The following is an 18,025-nucleotide window of genomic DNA, read 5'->3' as shown; positions in this document are numbered from 1 at the left end:
GGGCGCGGTGTCCCGCGGTGCCTTATAGCCGACGGAGTCCACTCAAAACCCTTTCCATCAACACCAGATGTGCCTCGGCGCCGTCATTGCCCGTTATCGTCTTGTGCACCGTGACCAGCCCCGCGTCGGCCGCGTCGCTGATCAGTACCCGGGCCACGCCCAGTGGCACCCGCAAGGCCGACACGATCTCGGCGACCGAACGGGGGGTCCGGCACTCTTCCATGATCGAAATGCACTCGATCTGCTCCGCGGCCACTTCGGGGAAGCCACCGGTGGCAGCGTAGTCCTTCGCGGAGATCAGTGTCTCCAGCTCCAGGGCGTAGTTTGCCCGGGTGCGGCCGCCGGTCAGCGCGTAGGGCCGGACGATGGCCGTCAGCTCCTCCGGCGCGGGCGGCTGTTCGAACACCGCGGGCATCACGAACTCGCCGCTGGGCGGCCCGGGGTCGAACAAACCACCAGGTCGCGGGCTGTCCCCGTCGGTACTGCCGGGTGGAGAGACTAAAGAGGTCACGCGATCTCCTTGGTCGGCCGACGGCGCGGGCGCCGGCGGTTCCGCGGCCGCGTGCGCACCGGCGGCCGGGGGTGGCGGGGACTCCTTGCTCTTCTTGCGCTTCCGGCGGGCACGGCCGGAATCCAGGGTGAACCCGTTGAGGACGTCGGCGAACGTGCCGTCGTCCCCGCGCCCGGCGGGGTACTGCCCCTCGGGTGGTTCGCCGTCGAATCCGGACCCCGTGCTCATCGCGCCATCATCCCACCGGTTCGCCGATCAGCGACCCACCGGAGCCCTGAAGCTGGGCGCGCAGCTCCGGGGTGAGGATCTGGCCGACCCGGTCGACGAGCATCGTCATCTCGTAGGCGACCTGGCCGATGTCGCAGTTGGGGGCGGCGAGGACGGCGAGGCAGGACCCGTCGCTGATCGACATCAGCACCATGATCCCGAGCTCCATCTCGACGACGGTCTCGTTGACCGCGCCGGCCTCGAAGCAGCGGGCGGCGCCCTGGGTGAGGCTGACCAGGCCCGAGGCGACCGCGGCGAGCTGGTCGGCCCGGTCGAGCGGGAGCCGGTTCGACGCGGTCAGCAGCAAGCCGTCCGCCGAGACGACCACGGCGTGGGCCACGCCGGGCACCCGCTCCGCGAAGTCGTTCACCAGCCAGCCGAACTGGTTCTGCGTCGGCTGGGCGCTACTCGGCGAGTTCATTCACCCTCCAGTGTCTCGTGGTTGGTCTCGGCCGCCTGTGCGGTGCGGTGGCGTCCACGCTCGATGCCCTGCTGGAAGCTCCGCAGGCGGCCGCGCACGTCGTGCGCGTCCCGTTGTGGTCGGGGGGCCGTGGCCCCGGTGGGCGGTCCGGCGCTGCCCGGAAGCAGCTGCTCCCCGCGACGGCGCCGGGGCAATCCTGCCGAAGTGAAAGTGGCGGGTGTCGACTGGGACACCGCTTGCACGGCCCGCCAGCCGTCATCGGTCCCGAAGTTCCACTCGGCGGTGGCTTCGACGGCGGAGGTTTCCTCGCGCGGCGCCGGGGTCTCCGGGGTCTCCTGTGCGGCGCCGCGGCGGGAGGGCAGCGACGACGGCGGAGTACTCGGGCGGCCGTCGGCGGCGCCTTCGTCGAACACCGACGGGGGCTGGGCCGGCGGCTCGGGCTCCTGAGGGGCCGCGGGGTGCCCCGGCCGGGCGGCGGGGTGCGACGGCCCGTTGGGGTGGGGCACGGTTTCGCCGGACTGCGGCGCGGCCGGGTGCGGGAGCCCGTTGGGGTGGCCCGGGTGGGCGAGCCCGTTGGGCTGGCCCGGGTGCGCGAGACCGTTGGGCTGGGGCCGGCCCGGGTGCGCGAGACCGTTGGGCTGGCCCGGGTGCGCGAGCCCGTTCGGAGCCGCGGGCGGCTGGCGGCGGGGTTGCGGCAGCCCGTTGGGCTGGGGCTCGCCCGGCTGTGGGAAGGCCCCGGTGGCTCGTTGCCGGCCGGTCTGCGCGGTGTTCGGCTGCGAGGCGGGGGCAGGGGCGCCCGCCTCCGGTGAACCCGACGGGTGAGGTGCCTCCGGTCCCGCGCTCGCCTGCGCGGCCGACGCGCCCGCGACCTGCTGCGGCGTGCCCGGCTGGGGCGCCGTCGGCTCGTTCGTGCCCGGCTGGTGCGCGGCCGGGGCACCCGCCGCCTGCTGCGCGGAGCCCGGCTCGTGCCCAGTGGAGGAACCTGGCGCCTGCCGCGCGGAACCTGGCTGGCCCACGCCCGGAGCACCCGCTGCGTGCTGCGCCGAGCCCGGCTCGTGCCCAGCCGAGCTGCCCGGCTGGCCCTCGGCCGACGAACCCGCCGCCCGCTGCGCGGAGCCTGGCTGGTGGCCGGCCGGAGCGGCCGGCGCCTGCGGTGCCGAGCCCGGTGCCGGAACGCCGCCCCCCTGCTGCGGTGCGCCCGCTGCCGGGTGGGTCGCAGTCGGCTGCGCTCCCCCGGGCGTCGCCTGGTCCGCGCCGCCCTGTGGGGGCTTGGACTGGCGGGCCTGCTGGCGGCCGCGGGTCACGCCCTGCTGGAAGCTGCTCAGGCGGCCGCGGACGTCCGCCGGGTCGCGGACCGGGAGTTCCGGGCGGGGTGGGACCGGGGTGGGGGCTGCCGGGGGTGGGACCGCGCTGCCCGGCATCAGCTGCTCGCCGCGGCGGCGGCGCGGGAGGCCCGCGTCCGTGAACGCCGTCGGGGCCGCCTGGGAGCGGGCCTGGACCGTGCGGAAGTTCTCGTCGCTCGCGAAGTCCCAGCTGCGCCGCTCCTGCGGCTCGGCTTCCGCCGGTTCGGCCGCGGCCGGCTCCTCGTCGGTGACCGAGGTGGCCGAAGGGGCCGAGGTTTCCGAAGCGGCGGGGGCAGCCGGAGCGGCCGGCTTGTCCTCGCGGAACCACGCCGACAGCATCTCGTCGAAGATCGGCGTCGTCTCCGAGCGATCCGGAGCCGGCTCGGGGGCGGGCGGGGCGGCCGGGGTCGTGGTCGCCTGCTGCCACCAGTCGCTCAGCGTCGTTTCGTTGGCGGAGAACAGGTCCTTGCCCGCGGGCAGCTCGTCCGGCTTCGGCGGCTGCACCGGCACCGGCAGCACCGCGGGCAGCGTCGGGCGCGGTGGCGGCGGCGCGTCGTCGCCCTTCGGGATGGGCGCGAACAACGCCGTCCCGGAGATCTCCAGGTCGGACGGCGGGCGCGTGGCCGGGCCGCCGCCGCTCAAGCCCGCGAGGTCGCTCGCGGACGGCCAGCGCTCCTCCCCCATCGCCGGTTGCCGCGGGACCACCGGGCGCGGGCGGGAGTTGCCGTTGACCTGGCGGCGCGGCAGCTGGTTGCCCGCCGCGGGGCTGGCCGGGTGCTGCTGGAGCGCGCCGATCGGGCCGGTCGCCGGGCCGTCGGTCACCGGCATCACCAGGTCCGCCGGGACGACGACCGTGGCGCGGACGCCGACGATGTCCTTGCCGCCGTGCAGCGACACCCCGATGCGGTGCCTGCTGGCCAGCCGGCCGACGACGAACAGGCCCATCCGGCGCGAGGTGGCCAGGTCGACCGAACCCGCCTCGGTCAGCCGGGTGTTCGCCTCGGTGACCTCGGCCTCGTTCATGCCGATGCCCTTGTCGAGGATGTCGATGTTGAGCGAGCCGTCCTCGCCCAGCCGCGACGCCACCGTCACCGAAGTCTCCGGCGCGGAGAACGCCGTGGCGTTGTCCAGCAGCTCGGCGACCAGGCGCATCAGGTCGCTCGCCGCGTAGCCGACGATCCGCGCCGGGGGCGGCGGCTGCACCTGGACCCGCTGGTACTGCTCGATCTCCGACACCGCGGCGCGGAGCATGTCGGTGGTGCCGACCGGCTTCCCCGACCGGCGGCCCGGCTCGGCGCCCGAGAGCACCATCAGGTTCTCGTTGTTGCGCCGCATCCGGGTGGCGAGGTGGTCGAGCTGGAACAGCGTCGCCAGCTGGTCGGCGTCCTCCTCGTCCCGCTCGAGCTGCTCGATCAGCTGCAGCTGCCGCTGGACCAGGCTCTGGCTGCGCCGCGAGAGGTTGACGAAGACGCTGCCGTAGCCGGTGCGCATCGCGGCCTGTTCGGTCGCCAACCGCAGCGCCTGGTGGTGCACCTTGTCGAACGCGCGCGCCACCTCGCCGACCTCGTCGTCGGTCTGCACCGGGACCGGGCGGACGTCGGTGCCCTGCGCGCGGCCCTCCTGGATGTTGCGGACCGCCTCCGGCAGCGCGGTCTCGGCGACGTCGAGCGCGCTGCGGCGCAGCACCTTCAGCGACCGCAGCAGCTGGCGGGTGATGAGGAAGACGACCGCGACGGCGAGCACCATCGCCGCGAACAGCAGCACGGCGAGCAGGCCGGCGCCGCTGCTGGACTCGTCGACCAGCTCCTCCGACGTCGCCGACGCCGCCCCGCCGAGCCGGTCGGCGACCTGCCCGATCTGCGCGCGCATCGCGGCGGAGGCGGCGTTCCAGTCCTGGGCCGACAGCGTGCGGAACGCGTCGTCGACCGCGCCGCTCGGCGCGTTCAGCACCGACTCGACCATCCGCGCGCGGCTCTGCGCCTGCGAACCCTCGGCGATGGCCGCGAAGTCGCGCTGCAGCGTGTCGCCCGCCGCGGACCGGAAGTCGACGAGGCGGTCGCCGAGCCGCAGCTCGGCGGCGCGGAGGGTGGCGAGCTCGCTCGGCGACAGCCCGGCTCGGGCGATGCCGAAGGACACCAGCGCCTGACTGACCGACACCTGCTCGCCCGCGACGAGGAGTTCGTGCAGCCCGGCGGGGGTGCCGCCGAGCGTGCCGTCGCCGGCGCCCGCGGTGGCCGCGGTGTCGAGGGCGACGAGCGGCTTGGCGAGGTCGGAGAACGCCGTGATGGCCTGGCCGGGGTCGAGCTGGCCGCCGTCGACCTGGCGGCGCAGGAAGCCGAGGTTGCCGAGCTGCGAGGTGGCGGCGCCCGCGGCGCCGGCGACCCCCGGCTCGATCGCGGCCGCGCGGGCCTGCGCGGCGGTGAACGGGCCGACCGCCGCGTCCGTGGCCTGGCGGGCCTTCGCGAGTTCGGGGGTGCCGCCGACGGTGCCCTCGGTCAGCATCGCCGCGGTGACCGTGCGCTCCTGCTGCAGGGCGCCGGTGAGCGCGCGCACCTGGCCGCCGAGCGCGACGAGCCGGTCGAGCCGCTGGTACTCGTCCGAGCGGCCGACCTGCGCCGCGATCGTCGTGATGCCGAGCACCAGCGCGATGACGATGGGCACGACGGTGACGGCCGAAAGCTTGACGGGGAGGCTCCAGTCGCGCCAGTGCACGAGCGCGTGCCAAGCCGCCTTCCCCTTCGACCGCCGGGGTGCTCGGCCGAGCAGCTCCCCCACGGGCACCTGACCTTCTCCTGCAACGGTCACGTGAGTGACTCCCTGTCCGGCGTCATGGATCCGCGTAGGCGGCGCGGCGTGCCGGCTCGCGGCGGGCGCCCGGACGGCCGCGCCGTCCGCACCCTGCCACTTCGCCGTCGCCCTCGCTCGCCCCCGGCAGCCCGGCCGCCCGCGCGCCCGTCTCCGGGCAGGCACCGCCCCGACGTCCCGTGCAAGGGACTGTGCACGTGCACGTCGCAAGTTGCGTTCTGCACGGTTGTCGAGATCAACTTTATCGGTGCCAATCGATCGCTGCGGTCAGCTGGGCCAAAGAATCGTACCCCCGATGCCCGGCCGGTCAATTTCGTCGTCCACTCGGGCGCTGACCTGCAGAAAGTGGATTCCCGGCCGAGAACCGCGCGGGACATTCCCCCTCGCCGCCCCCGAAGAGGGAATTCCGGTTACCGGACACGCCTCACCCGGGCATCCGGCCGTCACCCGATTAGCCCAGGCAGGGCAGCAGCATACCTCGGACGATCTACACTCAGTACCCCCAACGGGTGGGTCAAGTCTCAAGATGTGCCCGATCTTGTGGCGTTGCGGGCCACCGTCGCTCGACCTGGTGATTTCTTTCGAGAACCCGCGCCGACCAGTGGATCTTCCCCGCCACGCCGCCCGCGGAGGACCCTCGTCGGCGCTACGAAACCCTACTGCGACTACCCCGGGTGACAGTCGGTCACCCGCGTCCGGCAGGATTACTTCGTTCGCCGCAGCGTAGGCCGAACGCGACAACGTCGCGTCACAATTTTTCTCATCATTCCGGGTGATCTGCCCGTGATCTTGCCACCGAAAGCGTATTCGACACTTTCGACAAGAAAACGAATACCGTGCGTACCGGGCCCCCTAACCGCCCGGCCGCCTTCGGACTCCGCCGGACGGCGTAGTTACGATGTTCGCCTCGCAGACCGCAAGGGCGGCCGGCGCCCGCCGCGGGCACCGGGTCCCGCCGCCACGCCAGGCTCTCTGCCGGAGGCACCCATGTACGACGTCGCGCGACCAGCGACGGGCAACGCCCTCGAGGAGACCGGCCGGATGCCGGCCCTCTTCACCGGGGAGCGCCCGTCCGGCGCCCCGCAGCGGCGCCCCGCCGCCCCCACCGGCCCCGACTACGCCGGGATCCAGGCCAGCCGCGAGTTCGTCGCGCTGCGCCGCCGGTTCCGCGGGTTCGTCTTCCCGATGAGCCTCGCCTTCTTCGCCTGGTACATGACGTACGTGCTGCTGGCCGCCTACGCGCACGACTTCATGAGCCAGAAGGTGTTCGGCCAGGTCAACGTCGGCATCGTGCTCGGCATCGGCCAGTTCGCCAGCACCGCGCTGGTCACCTGGCTCTACCTCCGCTACGCGCGCCGCCAGGTCGACCCGCGCGTGGCCGAACTGCGCGCCCGCGCGGGCGCCCCGGAAGGGACGCGCCGGTGACCGCCCTCGCCGCGGGCGGGGTGCCCGCCAGCAACCCGATCGTCAACACGGCCGTGTTCGCCCTCTTCGTGGCGATCACGCTCTACGTCGTCTACCGGGCCAGCAGCCGGAACTCGTCGACGTCGGACTACTACGCCGCGGGCAGCGCCTTCACCGGCCGCCAGAACGGCATCGCCCTCTCCGGCGACTTCCTGTCGGCGGCGTCCTTCCTCGGGATCGCCGGCGCCATCGCGATCCACGGCTACGACGGCTTCCTCTACTCGATCGGCTTCCTGGTCGCCTGGCTGGTCGACCTGCTGCTGATCGCCGAGCTGCTGCGCAACACCGGCCGCTTCACGATGGGCGACGTGCTCAGCTTCCGGATGAAGCAGCGCCCGGTCCGCGCGGCGGCGGCGACGTCGACGCTGGTCATCTCCTTCTTCTACATGCTGGCGCAGATGGCGGGCGCCGGCGGCCTGGTGGCGCTGCTGCTGAACGTGCACTCCAAGCTCGGCCAGGCGCTGGTGATCGGCGTCGTCGGCCTGGTCATGGTGCTCTACGTGCTGGTCGGCGGGATGAAGGGCACCACGTGGGTGCAGATCATCAAGGCGACCATCCTGCTGCTGTGCGGCGCGCTGCTCACGGTGTTCCTGTTCGGCAAGTTCGGCTTCTCGTTCTCGAACCTGCTCTCCTCGGCGGCCGAAAACAGCCCGCTCGGCGACAAGCTCCTCGAACCGGGCGGCTCGTACGGCAAGAACGGCACCACCAAGCTCGACTTCGTGTCGCTGGCGCTGGCGCTGGTCCTCGGCGCGGCGGCGCTGCCGCACGTGCTGATGCGCTTCTACACCGTGCCGAACTCCCGCGAGGCGCGGCGAAGCGTCGTCTGGGCGACGGCGTGCATGTTCCTCTTCTACCTGTGCACGCTGGTGATCGGCTTCGGCGCGGCCGCGCTGGTCGGCGCGGACGAGATCAAGGCCGCGCCCGGCGGCGAGAACTCGGCGGCCCCGCTGCTGGCCCTGCACGTCGGCGGGACGCTGCTGCTGGGCATCATCGCCGCGGTGGCGTTCGCGACGATCCTCGCGGTCGTGGCCGGGCTGACGATCACCGCGTCGGCCTCGTTCGCCCACGACGTCTACGCGAACATCTTCAAGCGGGGCAAGGCGGAGCCGGCCGACGAGGTCCGCGTGGCGCGGCTGACCGCGATCGTCGTCGGCGTGTTCGCCATCGTCGGCGGCGTCCTGGCGAACGGGCAGAACATCGCGTTCCTGGTGGCGCTGGCGTTCGCGGTGGCGGCGTCGGCGAACCTCTCGACGCTGCTCTACTCCTTGTTCTGGAAGCGGTTCAACACGACCGGCACGCTGTGGGGCATCTACGGCGGCCTGATCGCGTGCCTGCTGCTGGTGCTCTTCTCGCCGGTCGTGTCGGGTTCGCCGGACTCGATCTTCAAGGGCATCGACTTCGCCTGGTTCCCGCTGAAGAACCCGGGCCTGGTCTCGATCCCGTTCTCGTTCCTGTGCGGGTTCGTCGGCACGCTGGTCGGCAAGCCGAAGGCCGACGAAGCCAAGCAGGCCGAGATGGAAGTCCGTTCCCTCACCGGCATCGGCAGCTGAGCCCCGCCTGGGCGGCCTGCGTCAGACGCGCAGGCCGTCCAGGATCACGGCCAGCACCCGCCTGCCGTCCTCGGGACTGCAGTTGCGCACCGCCATCCCCGCGCCGTGGCCCAGCCGCAGCACGTCGACACCCTGGATGTCCGCGCGGATCAGCCCGGCGTCCTGCGCGGCGTCGACCAGCACGCCGGTCGCTTCACGCAGCCGCTTCTGGCAGTACTGGAACGTTTCGGAGCCGGAATCGATCGACTCCTTGAGGAACGTGGCCAGCTTGTGCCGCTCGACGACCCAGGTGACCTGGGCGGTCAGCCACGCTTCCAGCGCCTCCCACGGCGGCAGCTCGTCGTGCAGCGCGAACGCGCGATCGGCGAGCACTTCGATCTCGTCGCGGTAGACCGCTTCGAACAGCTTCTCGCGCGTCGGGAAGTGCCGGTAGAGCGTCCCGGCCCCGACCTCCGCCTTCTTCGCGATGTCGTCCAGCGGCACGTCGGCCCCGTGCGCGGTGAAGAGCTCCTTCGCCGTCGCGACGATGCGCTCGTAGTTGCGCCGCGCGTCCGCCCGCATCGGACGCCCCGCGTCCCCACCCGGCATCCCGGCCTCCTCGCCAACTAACCGGAGAGATTCTCCGAATTTACTTGCGCATCCGGAGACGCTCTCCATATTATCGCTTCATGCCCAAGTGGAGAAGCTCTCCACTTAACTTCGTACTCCTTGGGGGAGTATCTCTTGTCGCAGCAGACGATCCATCGTGCGGTCGAGCCTGCCCCGGCCCGCCGCAGCGGGCTGGTCCTCGCGATCATCCTGACCTGCCAGCTCATGCTCATCCTCGACGCCACCGTGATGAACGTCGCGCTCCCGCGCATCCAGGCCGACCTGGGGTTCTCCCCCACCGGCCTGTCCTGGGTGATGACCGCCTACAGCCTCGTCTTCGGCGGCCTGCTGCTGCTCGGCGGCCGGGCGGGCGACCTGTTCGGCCGGCGCCGGATGTTCGTCGCGGGCACCGCCCTGTTCACCCTCGCCTCGCTGGCCGGCGGCCTCGCCGACTCGGCCGCGCTGCTCATCGCCGCCCGCGTCCTGCAGGGCGTCGGCGCCGCCATGGCCGGCCCGAGCACCCTGGCCCTGGTCACCACGACGTTCACCGAAGCCAAGGCCCGCGTCCGGGCGCTGGCGCTGTTCTCCGCGATGTCCAGCGGCGGCTTCGCGATCGGCCTGATCGTCGGCGGCCTGCTCACCGAATGGATCTCGTGGCGCGCCGCGCTGTTCATCAACGTCCCGTTCGGGCTGGCGATCGTGCTCCTCGCCCCGCGGTTCGTCCCCGAGCCGCCGCGCCGGCGGGCCCACCTGGACCTGCCCGGTGCGATCACCGGCACCTTCGGCGTCGGCGCACTCGTGTTCGCCTTCACCCACGCCGCGTCCGACGGCTGGGGCAGCCCGGTGACCCTCGGGTCGCTCGCCGGCGGCCTGGCGCTGCTGACGGCGTTCGTCGTGATCGAAGCCCGGACCGCGTTGCCGCTGGTCCCGCTGCGCCTGTTCGCCGACCGCAACCGCAGCGCGGCCTACGTCAACTTCTTCCTCGGCCCGATGGCGATGATGTCGATGTTCTTCTTCCTCACCCAGTTCATGCAGGACATCCGGCACTACGCCGCGCTGGCCACCGGGTTCGCCTTCCTGCCGATGGCGGCGCTGATCTTCACCATGAGCCGGCTCGTGCCGCGGCTGCTCCCCCGCTACGGGCCGAAGCCGCTCGCGATCACCGGCTCCCTGATGATGGTCGCCGGGGTCGGCTGGCTCGCCACGCTCACCACGAGCAGCGCGTACTTCCCGGCGCTGCTGGGTCCGCTGCTGCTCATGGGGCTCGGCGCCGGGCTGGCGTTCGCGCCGCTCAACGTGATCGTGATGGCCACGGTGCCCAGCGAGGACGCGGGTGCCGCGGGTGGCGTGCTGCAGACGATGCAGCAGGTCGGCAGCACGCTCGGCCTGGCCGTGCTGATCACGGTGTTCGGCTCGGTGACCCGCTCGGCGGGCTCGACCGGGGCCCAGCTGACGGTCGACGGGATGACCGCCGCGTTCGGGACGGCCGCGGTGTTCGCGGCCTGCACGTTCCTGGTGGCACTGACGTTCCGCCGCCAGGCCGCGGCTACAGCTTCTGCCCGGCCTTGACCTTGTGCGTCACCCGGCGCTCGACGAGGAACGAGACGAACGGCACGCAGCCGGCCAGCAGCACCAGCACGGTGCCCTTGATCGACCAGCGGGCCTTGATCGCCAGGTCGATGGTCAGCACCAGGTAGATCATGTAGAGGACGCCGTGGATCGGCGAGTAGACCGCGGACGGCGTCGGGTTGTCGAAGCCGTAGCGCAGCACCATCACGAAGCACAGGCCGAGCAGCCCGACACCGGTGACGTAGGCGGCGGTCCGGAACCGGAGCAGGGGGCCGGCGAGCGGCACCGCGGTCCGGGCGCCTTCGGTGCTGGTGGTCATCGGGTCGTCCTCACTCTGCGGCCTGCTGGTCGCGGGCGTTCAGCTCGCGCAGGTAACGGTTGTACGCGGCCAGTTCCTCGTCTTCGTCCGGCACCGGGGTGTCCGGGCGGGGACGAGGAGCGGGCACTTCGGCGACGGGCGCCGGCTTCTCGTCCGCGGTGCCGTCGGCTTCGGCCTTCAGGCGGAGCTTGCGGATCCGCCAGAACATGAAGGCCGGGAAGAGCCCGAACAGCGGCCACTGCAGGACGTAGCCGAGGTTCTGGAAGGTGCCGTTCGCCGAGGTGAAGCGGTCCCACTGCCACCAGGCGAGCCCGCAGCAGACGAGCAGGCTCACCAAGCACGTCGCGGCGATCGCGATCCGGCGCCCCCAGGGGGACGCGGCCGGCGGAGGGGAAGCTGGCACGCTCCGACGCTAGCACCGACCTGCTGAGCGGCGACGGCCGACCGCCTACCGGGTGGCGCCGCTCTCAGCCCAGGTCCGCCGGGCTTCACACGCCTTTGACCAGGCCTGCGGGGAGGCTGCCGCGAACTGCCGCGAATGACTCATTCGGGACCCCGGAGGTCGCGAATGACTCATTCGCGACCCTCGCCGGGCATCGGGACAGCCCGGACCGCGGCGCTCAGCCCTGCTTGCGGATCGACTGCGCACCCTTCGCGTAGCCGTCGGCCAGGCCGAACACCTTCTGCGCGTACTCCGTCGAGTTGTTGTACGACAGGATCCCGGCCCACCACCCGCTCGGGCCGGCCATGTCCCGGCCGCCCGCGCACAGGTACCGGGCCGCCGCCAAGGCTGCGTCGTCGATCTGCTGGGGGTCGCCGAGGCCGTCGCCGTTGCCGTCCGAGGCCCACTTGCGCCAGGTGCTCGGGATGAACTGCATCGGGCCGACCGCGCGGTCGACCCCGGCGTCGCCGTCGTAGCGGCCGCCGTCGGTGTCGCCGATGGCCTGGACCCCGGCCGAGCCGTCGAGCGGGACGCCGATGATCGGCTTGGACGGGCGGCCGTCCGCGCCGAGGACCGCGCCCGCGTACTGGCCGTGGTTCGACTCGATGCGGCCGATGCCCGCGAGCGTCGCCCACGAGATCTTGCACTTCGGCTGGTCCGCGCGCATCGCCAGCTCGGCGTTGCCGTAGGCCTGCAGCGCCCGCGCGGGGACGTTCGTGACCGCCGCGACCTGGCTCGCCCACTGCGAGAGCGTCGCCGGGCCGGTGCTGCGGGCCTGCTGCGGGGAGGTCTGCTGCTCGGCCCCGCCCGCCACGGCGCCCCCGGCCGGGGCGACCGACCCCGGGCGGACGTCGGCCGCCTTGACCTGCAGGGCGGGGATCTCGGTGGTGAGCGGGCTCGCCTCGGGCGTCGCCGCGCGGGTGACGAGCCAGATGCCCCCGCCGGCCACGGCCAGCACGGCGAGGACCACGATCAGCCGGGTGAGCACCGCCACGCTCGCGGAGCGCGGCGCCGGTGCCGGTGCGGCGGGGGCGGCTTCTTCGACGCTCGCGTCGATGGGGTCGTCCTCGTTCTTTCCGGTCCTGGTGCGCACGTAACTCCGGTCCTCCAGCGTGGTGTCGACGAAGTGTCAACGAGCCCGCGCAGGTTAGCGTTACGCGGGTCGTCCCGATCGGCTCACCACGCCGGATCACCCGGCCGAGTGAAAAGCGTCCCGTCAGGCGGACTTCTGCTGCCGCGCGAGGCGCGCGACGCACCAGGCCGGGGCGCTGCCGCGGCGGAGGTGCTGCAGGACGGTCATCGGCCCGAGCCGGCGGCTCAGGTCGGACGGCGCGAGCCCGGCCGCCCGGTAGTCGAGGGCCCGCTGGTCGAGCGGGCTGATGCCGGCGTCCCACCACTCTTCGGCTTCGGCGACGCCGCCGACCATCTGCCACCAGCCCGCGGCGGCGGTGAGGAGCTCTTCCGGCACGTCCGGCAGCCGGCTGCGCATCGCGGCGAGGTAGCCGGGGTCGGCCGACTCGACGGGGACGAACCGGGACTGCCCGGTCCGGGCGCGCTGGCCGGGGATGCCCGGGGCCTGCGGTGGCGCGTCGGCCAGCCACGCGTTCGCGATGCGGTCGACCTCCTGCTCTTCGGGGGTCTGCTCGCGCTCGGCGGCCCATTGCCGGATCAGCGCGTCCACTCCGGGATCTCCGGTCATCCCTGCCTCCTTGTAGGTCCCCGACGGACAGGCCCTGACGCCTGTCCCACGCGGTGGTGCCGCACGCACCAACCTGCACCTTGCTGAGTGGAAACTGCCTGCGTACCGGGGTTCTCCGGGGGGATGGCGAACCACCCGATCACGCAATGTGAGCACCGTAGGGCCGGGGTGGTCCCCTTCGCCAGACCCCGGCTGCCACGAATTCGCCGACCTGCGCGTTTTCAGCCGCAATCCACCCGGATGGTCGAGTGCTGGAGTCCGAAATCCGGGATTGGTGACACTGGGTGATTTACCGTCCGCTAACACGCACGGTAGCCACCGGCGCCGCCGATGCGGTGCCGGTACGCGGGTCGCGAAGATCAGGAGAAGAGCGTCCGGAAGAACGTGACGATCGCTTCGGCGCCGTCCTTGAGCCAGCCGAGCACGCGGTGCACGAAGTCGGCGGACTGGGTGGGCTGGGTGATCAGGAAGAACAGGACGATCGCCACCACCCCGACGATCAGGACCTTCTTCATGCCGCCCGACATGCGCTTCCTCCCGGCTCGCCGTCCCCGTCCCGGGAGTGGCCACCCCAATACTCTAGGGAAGGCGTGCCCGGAAGACACGCCGGTCAACCCTCGAGGAGCGCCGATGCCCCGGAACGTGCTGGTCGAGCACGACGGACCCGTCACCACGATCACCATCGACCGGCCGGCCGCGCGCAACGCCGTCGACGGGCCCACCGCGGCCGGGCTGGCCGACGCCTTCCGCGCGTTCGACGCCGACCCGGACGCCGCCGTCGCGGTGCTGACCGGCGCCGGCGGCGTGTTCTGCGCGGGCGCCGACCTCAAGGCGATCGGCACCGACCGGGTGAACCGCACCCACCCGGACGGGGACGGCCCGATGGGCCCGACCCGGATGGCGCTCGGCAAGCCGGTGATCGCGGCGGTGCACGGCCCGGCCGTCGCGGGCGGGCTCGAACTGGCGCTGTGGTGCGATCTGCGGGTCGCGGACGCGACGGCGGTGTTCGGCGTGTACTGCCGCCGCTGGGGCGTCCCGCTGATCGACGGCGGGACGGTGCGCCTGCCGCGCCTGATCGGCCAGTCGCGGGCGATGGACCTGATCCTGACCGGACGGCCGGTGGAAGCCGACGAAGCGTTTTCGATCGGCTTGGCCAACCGCCTGGTCCCGGCGGGCGAAGCGGTCTCGGCGGCGCAGGAGCTGGCCCGGCAGCTGGCGGCGTTCCCGCAGGCCTGCCTGCGCGGCGACCGGCGGTCGGCGCTGGCGCAGTGGGGACAGTCCGAAGAGGACGCGCTCACGGCGGAGTTCCGGGCCGCGATGGGCACGGGCGTGCTGGCGGCGGAGGCGGTCGACGGCGCGGCCCGGTTCACGAGCGGCGAAGGCCGCCACGGCAGCTTCGGCTGACGCGGGCCGAAGGGGACGTTCACCGCATCCGACGCGACGAAAGTCCCCTTCAGCGCGTCCGGTGGGAGCTCACCGTGCGCGACGCCGATAGGGTCGCCGGATGGACGACGATGTCTCCAGAGTCGTGCTCCGGCCGGTGGCCGAGGCCGATCTCGAGCTGCTCGACCGGCTGACCAACGACCCCACCGCCGCGGGCGAGCACCAGTGGTTCGGCTGGCACGACCCCGGTTACCTGCGCCGCCGGTGGCACGAGACCGGGATGCTCACCGCCGACAGCGGCATGCTCGTGCCCGCGCTCGGCGGCCGCGTGCTCGGGCTCGTTTCGTGGCACCGCAGCCGCACCGGGCCGGCGTCCTACTGCTGGAACGTCGGCCTGGTGCTGGCACCGGAGGCGCGCGGCCACGGCTACGGCACCGAGGCCCAGCGGCTGCTCGCCGAATACCTCTTCGCGCACACGCAGCTGAACCGCGTCGAAGCGACGACCGAGGTCGGCAACCGCGCCGAACAGCGCTCGCTCGAGAAGGCCGGGTTCACCCGCGAAGGCGTCCTCCGCGGCTACGACTTCCGGAACGGCGAGTGGCGCGACCACGTCATCTACTCGGTCGTGCGCTCCGACCTGGCGCGGGACTAGGCGATCGCGCCCGCCGCACGCAGCGCGCCGAGGTCCGTGACGCCCAGTTCCGCCAGCACGGCTTCGGTGTCGGATCCCTTGGCCCGCGGGGCTTCCGGGGTGTCCGGCGGCGTCCGGTCGAACCGCGGCGCCGGGGCGGGCTGCACCATGCCGCCGATCTCGACGAACGTGCCGCGCGCCGCGTTGTGCGGGTGCGCCGCGGCTTCGCCGGGCGCGAGGACCGGGGTCAGGCACGCGTCGGTGCCTTCCGCGCGGGCGACCAGGTCGTCGCGGGTGTGCTTGCCGATCGCGGCCGCGAGGATCTCGCGCAGCTTCGGCCACTGCGTCTTGTCGATGTGCAGCGGCAGCTCCGCCGGGTCCAGCTCGAGCACCTTGACCAGGTCGCCCCAGAACCGCATCTCGATCGCGCCGACGGCGACGTACTTGCCGTCCGCGGTCTCGTAGGTGTCGTAGAACGGGGCGCCGCCGTCGAGCATGTTGTCCCCGCGGCCGCCGCCCCACAGCCCGGCCGCGGCCATGCCGTGCAGGCTCGTGGTGAGCAGCGCGGCGCCGTCGACCATCGACGCGTCGACGACCTGCCCGCGGCCGGACGTCGTCCGTTCGTACAGCGCGGCCAGGATGCCCATGGCGAGGAGCAGCCCGCCGCCGCCGAAGTCGCCGACGAGGTTGAGCGGCGGCACCGGCCGCTCGCCCGCGCGCCCGATCGGTTCGAGCGCGCCGGCGATGCCGATGTAGTTGATGTCGTGCCCGGCCGCCGTGGCCAGCGGGCCGTCCTGGCCCCAGCCGGTCATCCGGCCGTAGACCAGCCGCGGGTTGCGGGCGTGCACGACGTCCGGGCCGAGCCCGATCCGCTCGGCGACCCCGGGCCGGAACCCCTCGATGAGGACGTCGGCGGTGTCGCACAGCTTGAGCACCAGCTCGACGCCTTCGGGCGTCTTGGTGTTGATGCCGACCGACCGGCGGCCCCGGGCGAGGGGGTCGGTCGAGATGCCGAGCACGTCCTCCCCCGGCTGCGCGCGGTCGACGCGGACGACGTCGGCGCCGAGGTCGGACAGGATCATCGTGGCGAAGGGCCCGGGCGCGAGACCCGCGAGCTCCACCACCTTCAGGCCGCTGAGCGGACCTGCCTTCATGTCGGGTCCTTTCACAGCGAGCGGGAGATGATTTCCTTCATGATCTCGCTGGTGCCGCCGAAGATCCGGGAGATCCGGACGTCGGCCCACGCGCGCGCGATCGGGTACTCGGTCATGTAGCCGTAGCCGCCGAAGAGCTGCACGCAGTCGTCGATGACCTTGTTGACCCGCTCGGTGGTCCACAGCTTCGCCATCGCCGCGCCCTGGACGTCGAGCTCGCCCTTGAGGTGCCGTTCGATGCACTGGTCGAGGAACGCGCGCGAGACGGCCGCTTCCGTCGCGGCCTCGGCGAGGGTGAACTTGGTGTTCTGAAAGCCGAAGATCGGGCGGCCGAACGCCGTGCGCTCCTTGGTGTATTCGAGCGTCAGGTCCACCGCGGCCTCCAGCCCGGCCACCGCGGTGACCGCGATGATCAGCCGTTCCTGCGGCAGCTGCAGCATCAGCTGGAAGAAGCCCTGGCCCTCGGCGTCGCCGAGGAGGTTGGCGGCGGGCACGCGGACGTCGTCGAAGAACAGCTCGGCGGTGTCCTGGCCCTTGAGCCCGACCTTGTCGAGGACGCGGCCGCGGCGGAAGCCCGGCGTGTCGGTCTCGACCACGACCAGCGAGACGCCCTGCGCGCCCGCGTCCGGGTCGGTCTTCACCGCGACGACGACGAGGTCGGCGTGGAAACCGTTGGTGATGAACGTCTTGGCGCCGTTGATGACGTAGTGGTCGCCGTCGCGCACCGCGCGGGTCTTGATGCCCTGCAGGTCGGAGCCGGTGCCCGGCTCGGTCATCGCGATCGCGCCGACCAGCTCGCCGCTGGCCATCTTCGGCAGCCACTCGCGCTTCTTCTCTTCGGAGGCGTACGCGCTCAGGTAGTGCGCGACGATTCCGTTGTGGACGGTGACGCCCCACGCGCTGTCGCCGGAGCGGGCCTGCTCCTCGTAGAGGACGGCCTCGTGCGCGAAGGTGCCGCCCCCGCCGCCGTACTCCTCGGGGATCGACAGGCAGAGCAGCCCGACCTCGCCGGCCTTGTTCCACAGCTCGCGGTCGACCTTCTTCTCGGCCGCCCAGCGCTCCTGGTGCGGCACGAGCTCCTTCTGCATGAACGACCGCAAGAGTTCGCGGAGGTCTTCGAGCTCGGTCGTGCTCCAGGAGCTCTTCGGCAGTTGCAGCGGCACGGGACACCCTCCTGCTGGAAAACATGACGGTCAGCATGTAAGTTCTCCGCGGAATGTACATCCGTACCGGCCTGTAGGTAAAGCAGGGAGACCGAGGTGACTTCGACGGCGCACCGAACTCAGGCGCAGCGGCGGGAGCAGACCCGCACGGCGCTGCTCGACGCCACCATCGACTGCCTGGTCGACCTCGGCTACGCGCGGACGTCGGTCCAGGAGATCTGCGCCCGCGCGGGCGTCTCGAAGGGCGCGGTGCAGCACCACTTCACCGCGAAGGCCGAGCTGATGGCGGCCGCGGTCGAGCACCTGACGACCAAGCTGCGCCGGCGCCTCGCGGCGTCGCTGGACGAGCTGCCCGGCGGCGGCACCGGGGTCGCCGCGGCGATCGACCTGCTGTGGACCGGCTACTCGGGCACGCTCTCGACCGCCGTCACCGAGCTGTGGGTCGCCGCCCGCACCGACCCCGAGCTGCGCGCGGCCATCCGCCCGGTCGACCGCGCGCTCGGCCGCGCCACGCTCGAACACGTCACCCAGGTCGCCGGCGAACTCCCGCCCGAGCGGGCCGAAATGCTGTTCTGGCTCACCGTCAACCTCACCCGCGGGCTGGCGCTGGACGCCGAGCTCGGCGGCGACCCGGACCGGCGGCGGCAGCTCCTCGAGGAGTGGAAGCGCATCGCCGTCCTGCTCTACCAGGACGCCGCCACTGCTCCGAGCTGACG

At 72.5% G+C, this 18,025-nt stretch carries 17 protein-coding genes; 6 read left to right on the top strand and 11 right to left on the bottom strand.

What is annotated here, in order from left to right; genetic code table 11:
• Positions 1-22: 22 nt before the first annotated feature.
• From AB5J73_RS25175 to AB5J73_RS25165, 3 genes are read right to left on the bottom strand one after another with little or no spacing between them, the layout of a single operon-like run.
• Positions 23-739, bottom strand: a complete 717-nt coding sequence (locus tag AB5J73_RS25175) for a DUF742 domain-containing protein (RefSeq protein ID WP_370961138.1) — start codon at positions 737-739, stop codon at positions 23-25.
• A gap of 7 nt (positions 740-746) precedes the next feature.
• Positions 747-1,199 (bottom strand): roadblock/LC7 domain-containing protein, encoded by a 453-nt coding sequence (locus tag AB5J73_RS25170; protein WP_086861520.1) that lies wholly within the window; start codon positions 1,197-1,199, stop codon positions 747-749.
• Positions 1,196-5,323, bottom strand: a complete 4,128-nt coding sequence (locus tag AB5J73_RS25165; protein ID WP_370973318.1) for a nitrate- and nitrite sensing domain-containing protein — start codon at positions 5,321-5,323, stop codon at positions 1,196-1,198. Before AB5J73_RS25165 ends, AB5J73_RS25170 begins: the two co-directional genes overlap by 4 nt.
• Before the next feature lie 1,011 nt (positions 5,324-6,334).
• On the opposite strand from AB5J73_RS25165, the gene AB5J73_RS25160 reads away from it, so the two are divergent.
• Entirely contained in the window at positions 6,335-6,772 is a 438-nt protein-coding gene (locus AB5J73_RS25160; RefSeq protein WP_370961137.1) for a DUF485 domain-containing protein, read from the top strand.
• Positions 6,769-8,361 (top strand): cation acetate symporter, encoded by a 1,593-nt coding sequence (locus AB5J73_RS25155; protein WP_370961136.1) that lies wholly within the window; start codon positions 6,769-6,771, stop codon positions 8,359-8,361. Before AB5J73_RS25160 ends, AB5J73_RS25155 begins: the two co-directional genes overlap by 4 nt.
• A gap of 21 nt (positions 8,362-8,382) precedes the next feature.
• Here AB5J73_RS25155 and AB5J73_RS25150 read toward each other — a convergent pair whose 3' ends face one another.
• Complete coding sequence (locus tag AB5J73_RS25150; protein WP_370961135.1) at positions 8,383-8,949, bottom strand: TetR/AcrR family transcriptional regulator; 567 nt, start codon at positions 8,947-8,949, stop codon at positions 8,383-8,385.
• Between the two features lie 135 nt (positions 8,950-9,084).
• On the opposite strand from AB5J73_RS25150, the gene AB5J73_RS25145 reads away from it, so the two are divergent.
• Positions 9,085-10,518, top strand: coding sequence for an MFS transporter (locus tag AB5J73_RS25145; protein ID WP_370961134.1), 1,434 nt, complete (start codon positions 9,085-9,087; stop codon positions 10,516-10,518).
• Here the strand turns inward: AB5J73_RS25145 and AB5J73_RS25140 are convergent.
• The 5 genes from AB5J73_RS25140 to AB5J73_RS25120 all read right to left on the bottom strand — a co-directional run bounded on the left by AB5J73_RS25140 (position 10,496) and on the right by AB5J73_RS25120 (position 13,505).
• Positions 10,496-10,837 carry a DUF3817 domain-containing protein gene (locus AB5J73_RS25140; RefSeq protein ID WP_125315650.1) on the bottom strand — a complete coding sequence of 114 codons (342 nt, stop codon included), beginning with the start codon at positions 10,835-10,837 and terminating at the stop codon, positions 10,496-10,498. The two genes, AB5J73_RS25145 and AB5J73_RS25140, sit on opposite strands and share 23 nt — an antisense overlap.
• A gap of 10 nt (positions 10,838-10,847) precedes the next feature.
• Entirely contained in the window at positions 10,848-11,240 is a 393-nt protein-coding gene (locus AB5J73_RS25135; RefSeq protein WP_370961133.1) for a hypothetical protein, read from the bottom strand.
• A gap of 217 nt (positions 11,241-11,457) precedes the next feature.
• Positions 11,458-12,372: a lytic transglycosylase domain-containing protein gene (locus AB5J73_RS25130; RefSeq protein WP_370961132.1), complete on the bottom strand. Its 915-nt coding sequence runs from the start codon at positions 12,370-12,372 to the stop codon at positions 11,458-11,460.
• A gap of 123 nt (positions 12,373-12,495) precedes the next feature.
• The gene (locus AB5J73_RS25125) at positions 12,496-12,978 is read right to left on the bottom strand and encodes a helix-turn-helix transcriptional regulator (RefSeq protein ID WP_247012056.1); all 483 of its coding nucleotides are present in this window, start codon (positions 12,976-12,978) and stop codon (positions 12,496-12,498) included.
• Between the two features lie 359 nt (positions 12,979-13,337).
• Positions 13,338-13,505: a hypothetical protein gene (locus tag AB5J73_RS25120; protein WP_166641399.1), complete on the bottom strand. Its 168-nt coding sequence runs from the start codon at positions 13,503-13,505 to the stop codon at positions 13,338-13,340.
• Positions 13,506-13,608: 103 nt separating this feature from the next.
• Here AB5J73_RS25120 and AB5J73_RS25115 point away from each other — a divergent pair, with 103 nt between their 5' ends.
• Both AB5J73_RS25115 and AB5J73_RS25110 read left to right on the top strand, forming a co-directional pair.
• Positions 13,609-14,382 (top strand): crotonase/enoyl-CoA hydratase family protein, encoded by a 774-nt coding sequence (locus AB5J73_RS25115; RefSeq protein WP_370961131.1) that lies wholly within the window; start codon positions 13,609-13,611, stop codon positions 14,380-14,382.
• A 100-nt stretch (positions 14,383-14,482) separates the two neighbouring features.
• The gene (locus AB5J73_RS25110; protein WP_370961130.1) at positions 14,483-15,013 is read left to right on the top strand and encodes a GNAT family N-acetyltransferase; all 531 of its coding nucleotides are present in this window, start codon (positions 14,483-14,485) and stop codon (positions 15,011-15,013) included.
• Here the strand turns inward: AB5J73_RS25110 and AB5J73_RS25105 are convergent.
• Together AB5J73_RS25105 and AB5J73_RS25100 are read right to left on the bottom strand one after the other, a co-directional pair.
• Positions 15,010-16,146 carry a CaiB/BaiF CoA transferase family protein gene (locus tag AB5J73_RS25105; protein ID WP_370961129.1) on the bottom strand — a complete coding sequence of 379 codons (1,137 nt, stop codon included), beginning with the start codon at positions 16,144-16,146 and terminating at the stop codon, positions 15,010-15,012. The genes AB5J73_RS25110 and AB5J73_RS25105 overlap by 4 nt on opposite strands.
• Positions 16,147-16,157: 11 nt before the next feature.
• Positions 16,158-17,309, bottom strand: coding sequence for an acyl-CoA dehydrogenase family protein (locus tag AB5J73_RS25100; RefSeq protein ID WP_370961128.1), 1,152 nt, complete (start codon positions 17,307-17,309; stop codon positions 16,158-16,160).
• Between the two features lie 96 nt (positions 17,310-17,405).
• Between AB5J73_RS25100 and AB5J73_RS25095 the strand changes: the two genes are divergently transcribed.
• Positions 17,406-18,023 carry a TetR/AcrR family transcriptional regulator gene (locus AB5J73_RS25095; RefSeq protein ID WP_125315643.1) on the top strand — a complete coding sequence of 206 codons (618 nt, stop codon included), beginning with the start codon at positions 17,406-17,408 and terminating at the stop codon, positions 18,021-18,023.
• The last annotated feature ends 2 nt before the right edge of the window (positions 18,024-18,025 follow it).

This window comes from Amycolatopsis sp. cg9, assembly GCF_041346945.1.
Lineage (GTDB): Bacteria > Actinomycetota > Actinomycetes > Mycobacteriales > Pseudonocardiaceae > Amycolatopsis.
The sequence above is the reverse complement of the archived record's forward strand: the minus strand, read 5'-3'. Positions and strand labels throughout refer to the sequence as shown.

What these genes read in the sequence shown, in the direction of transcription:
- AB5J73_RS25175 (WP_370961138.1), bottom strand. Translation starts at nt 739, where the DNA reads ATGAGCACGGGGTCCGGATTCGACGGCGAACCACCCGAGGGGCAGTAC.
- AB5J73_RS25170 (WP_086861520.1), bottom strand. Translation starts at nt 1,199, where the DNA reads ATGAACTCGCCGAGTAGCGCCCAGCCGACGCAGAACCAGTTCGGCTGG.
- AB5J73_RS25160 (WP_370961137.1), top strand. Translation starts at nt 6,335, where the DNA reads ATGTACGACGTCGCGCGACCAGCGACGGGCAACGCCCTCGAGGAGACC.
- AB5J73_RS25150 (WP_370961135.1), bottom strand. Translation starts at nt 8,949, where the DNA reads ATGCCGGGTGGGGACGCGGGGCGTCCGATGCGGGCGGACGCGCGGCGC.
- AB5J73_RS25140 (WP_125315650.1), bottom strand. Translation starts at nt 10,837, where the DNA reads ATGACCACCAGCACCGAAGGCGCCCGGACCGCGGTGCCGCTCGCCGGC.
- AB5J73_RS25125 (WP_247012056.1), bottom strand. Translation starts at nt 12,978, where the DNA reads ATGACCGGAGATCCCGGAGTGGACGCGCTGATCCGGCAATGGGCCGCC.
- AB5J73_RS25120 (WP_166641399.1), bottom strand. Translation starts at nt 13,505, where the DNA reads ATGTCGGGCGGCATGAAGAAGGTCCTGATCGTCGGGGTGGTGGCGATC.
- AB5J73_RS25115 (WP_370961131.1), top strand. Translation starts at nt 13,609, where the DNA reads ATGCCCCGGAACGTGCTGGTCGAGCACGACGGACCCGTCACCACGATC.
- AB5J73_RS25110 (WP_370961130.1), top strand. Translation starts at nt 14,483, where the DNA reads ATGGACGACGATGTCTCCAGAGTCGTGCTCCGGCCGGTGGCCGAGGCC.
- AB5J73_RS25105 (WP_370961129.1), bottom strand. Translation starts at nt 16,146, where the DNA reads ATGAAGGCAGGTCCGCTCAGCGGCCTGAAGGTGGTGGAGCTCGCGGGT.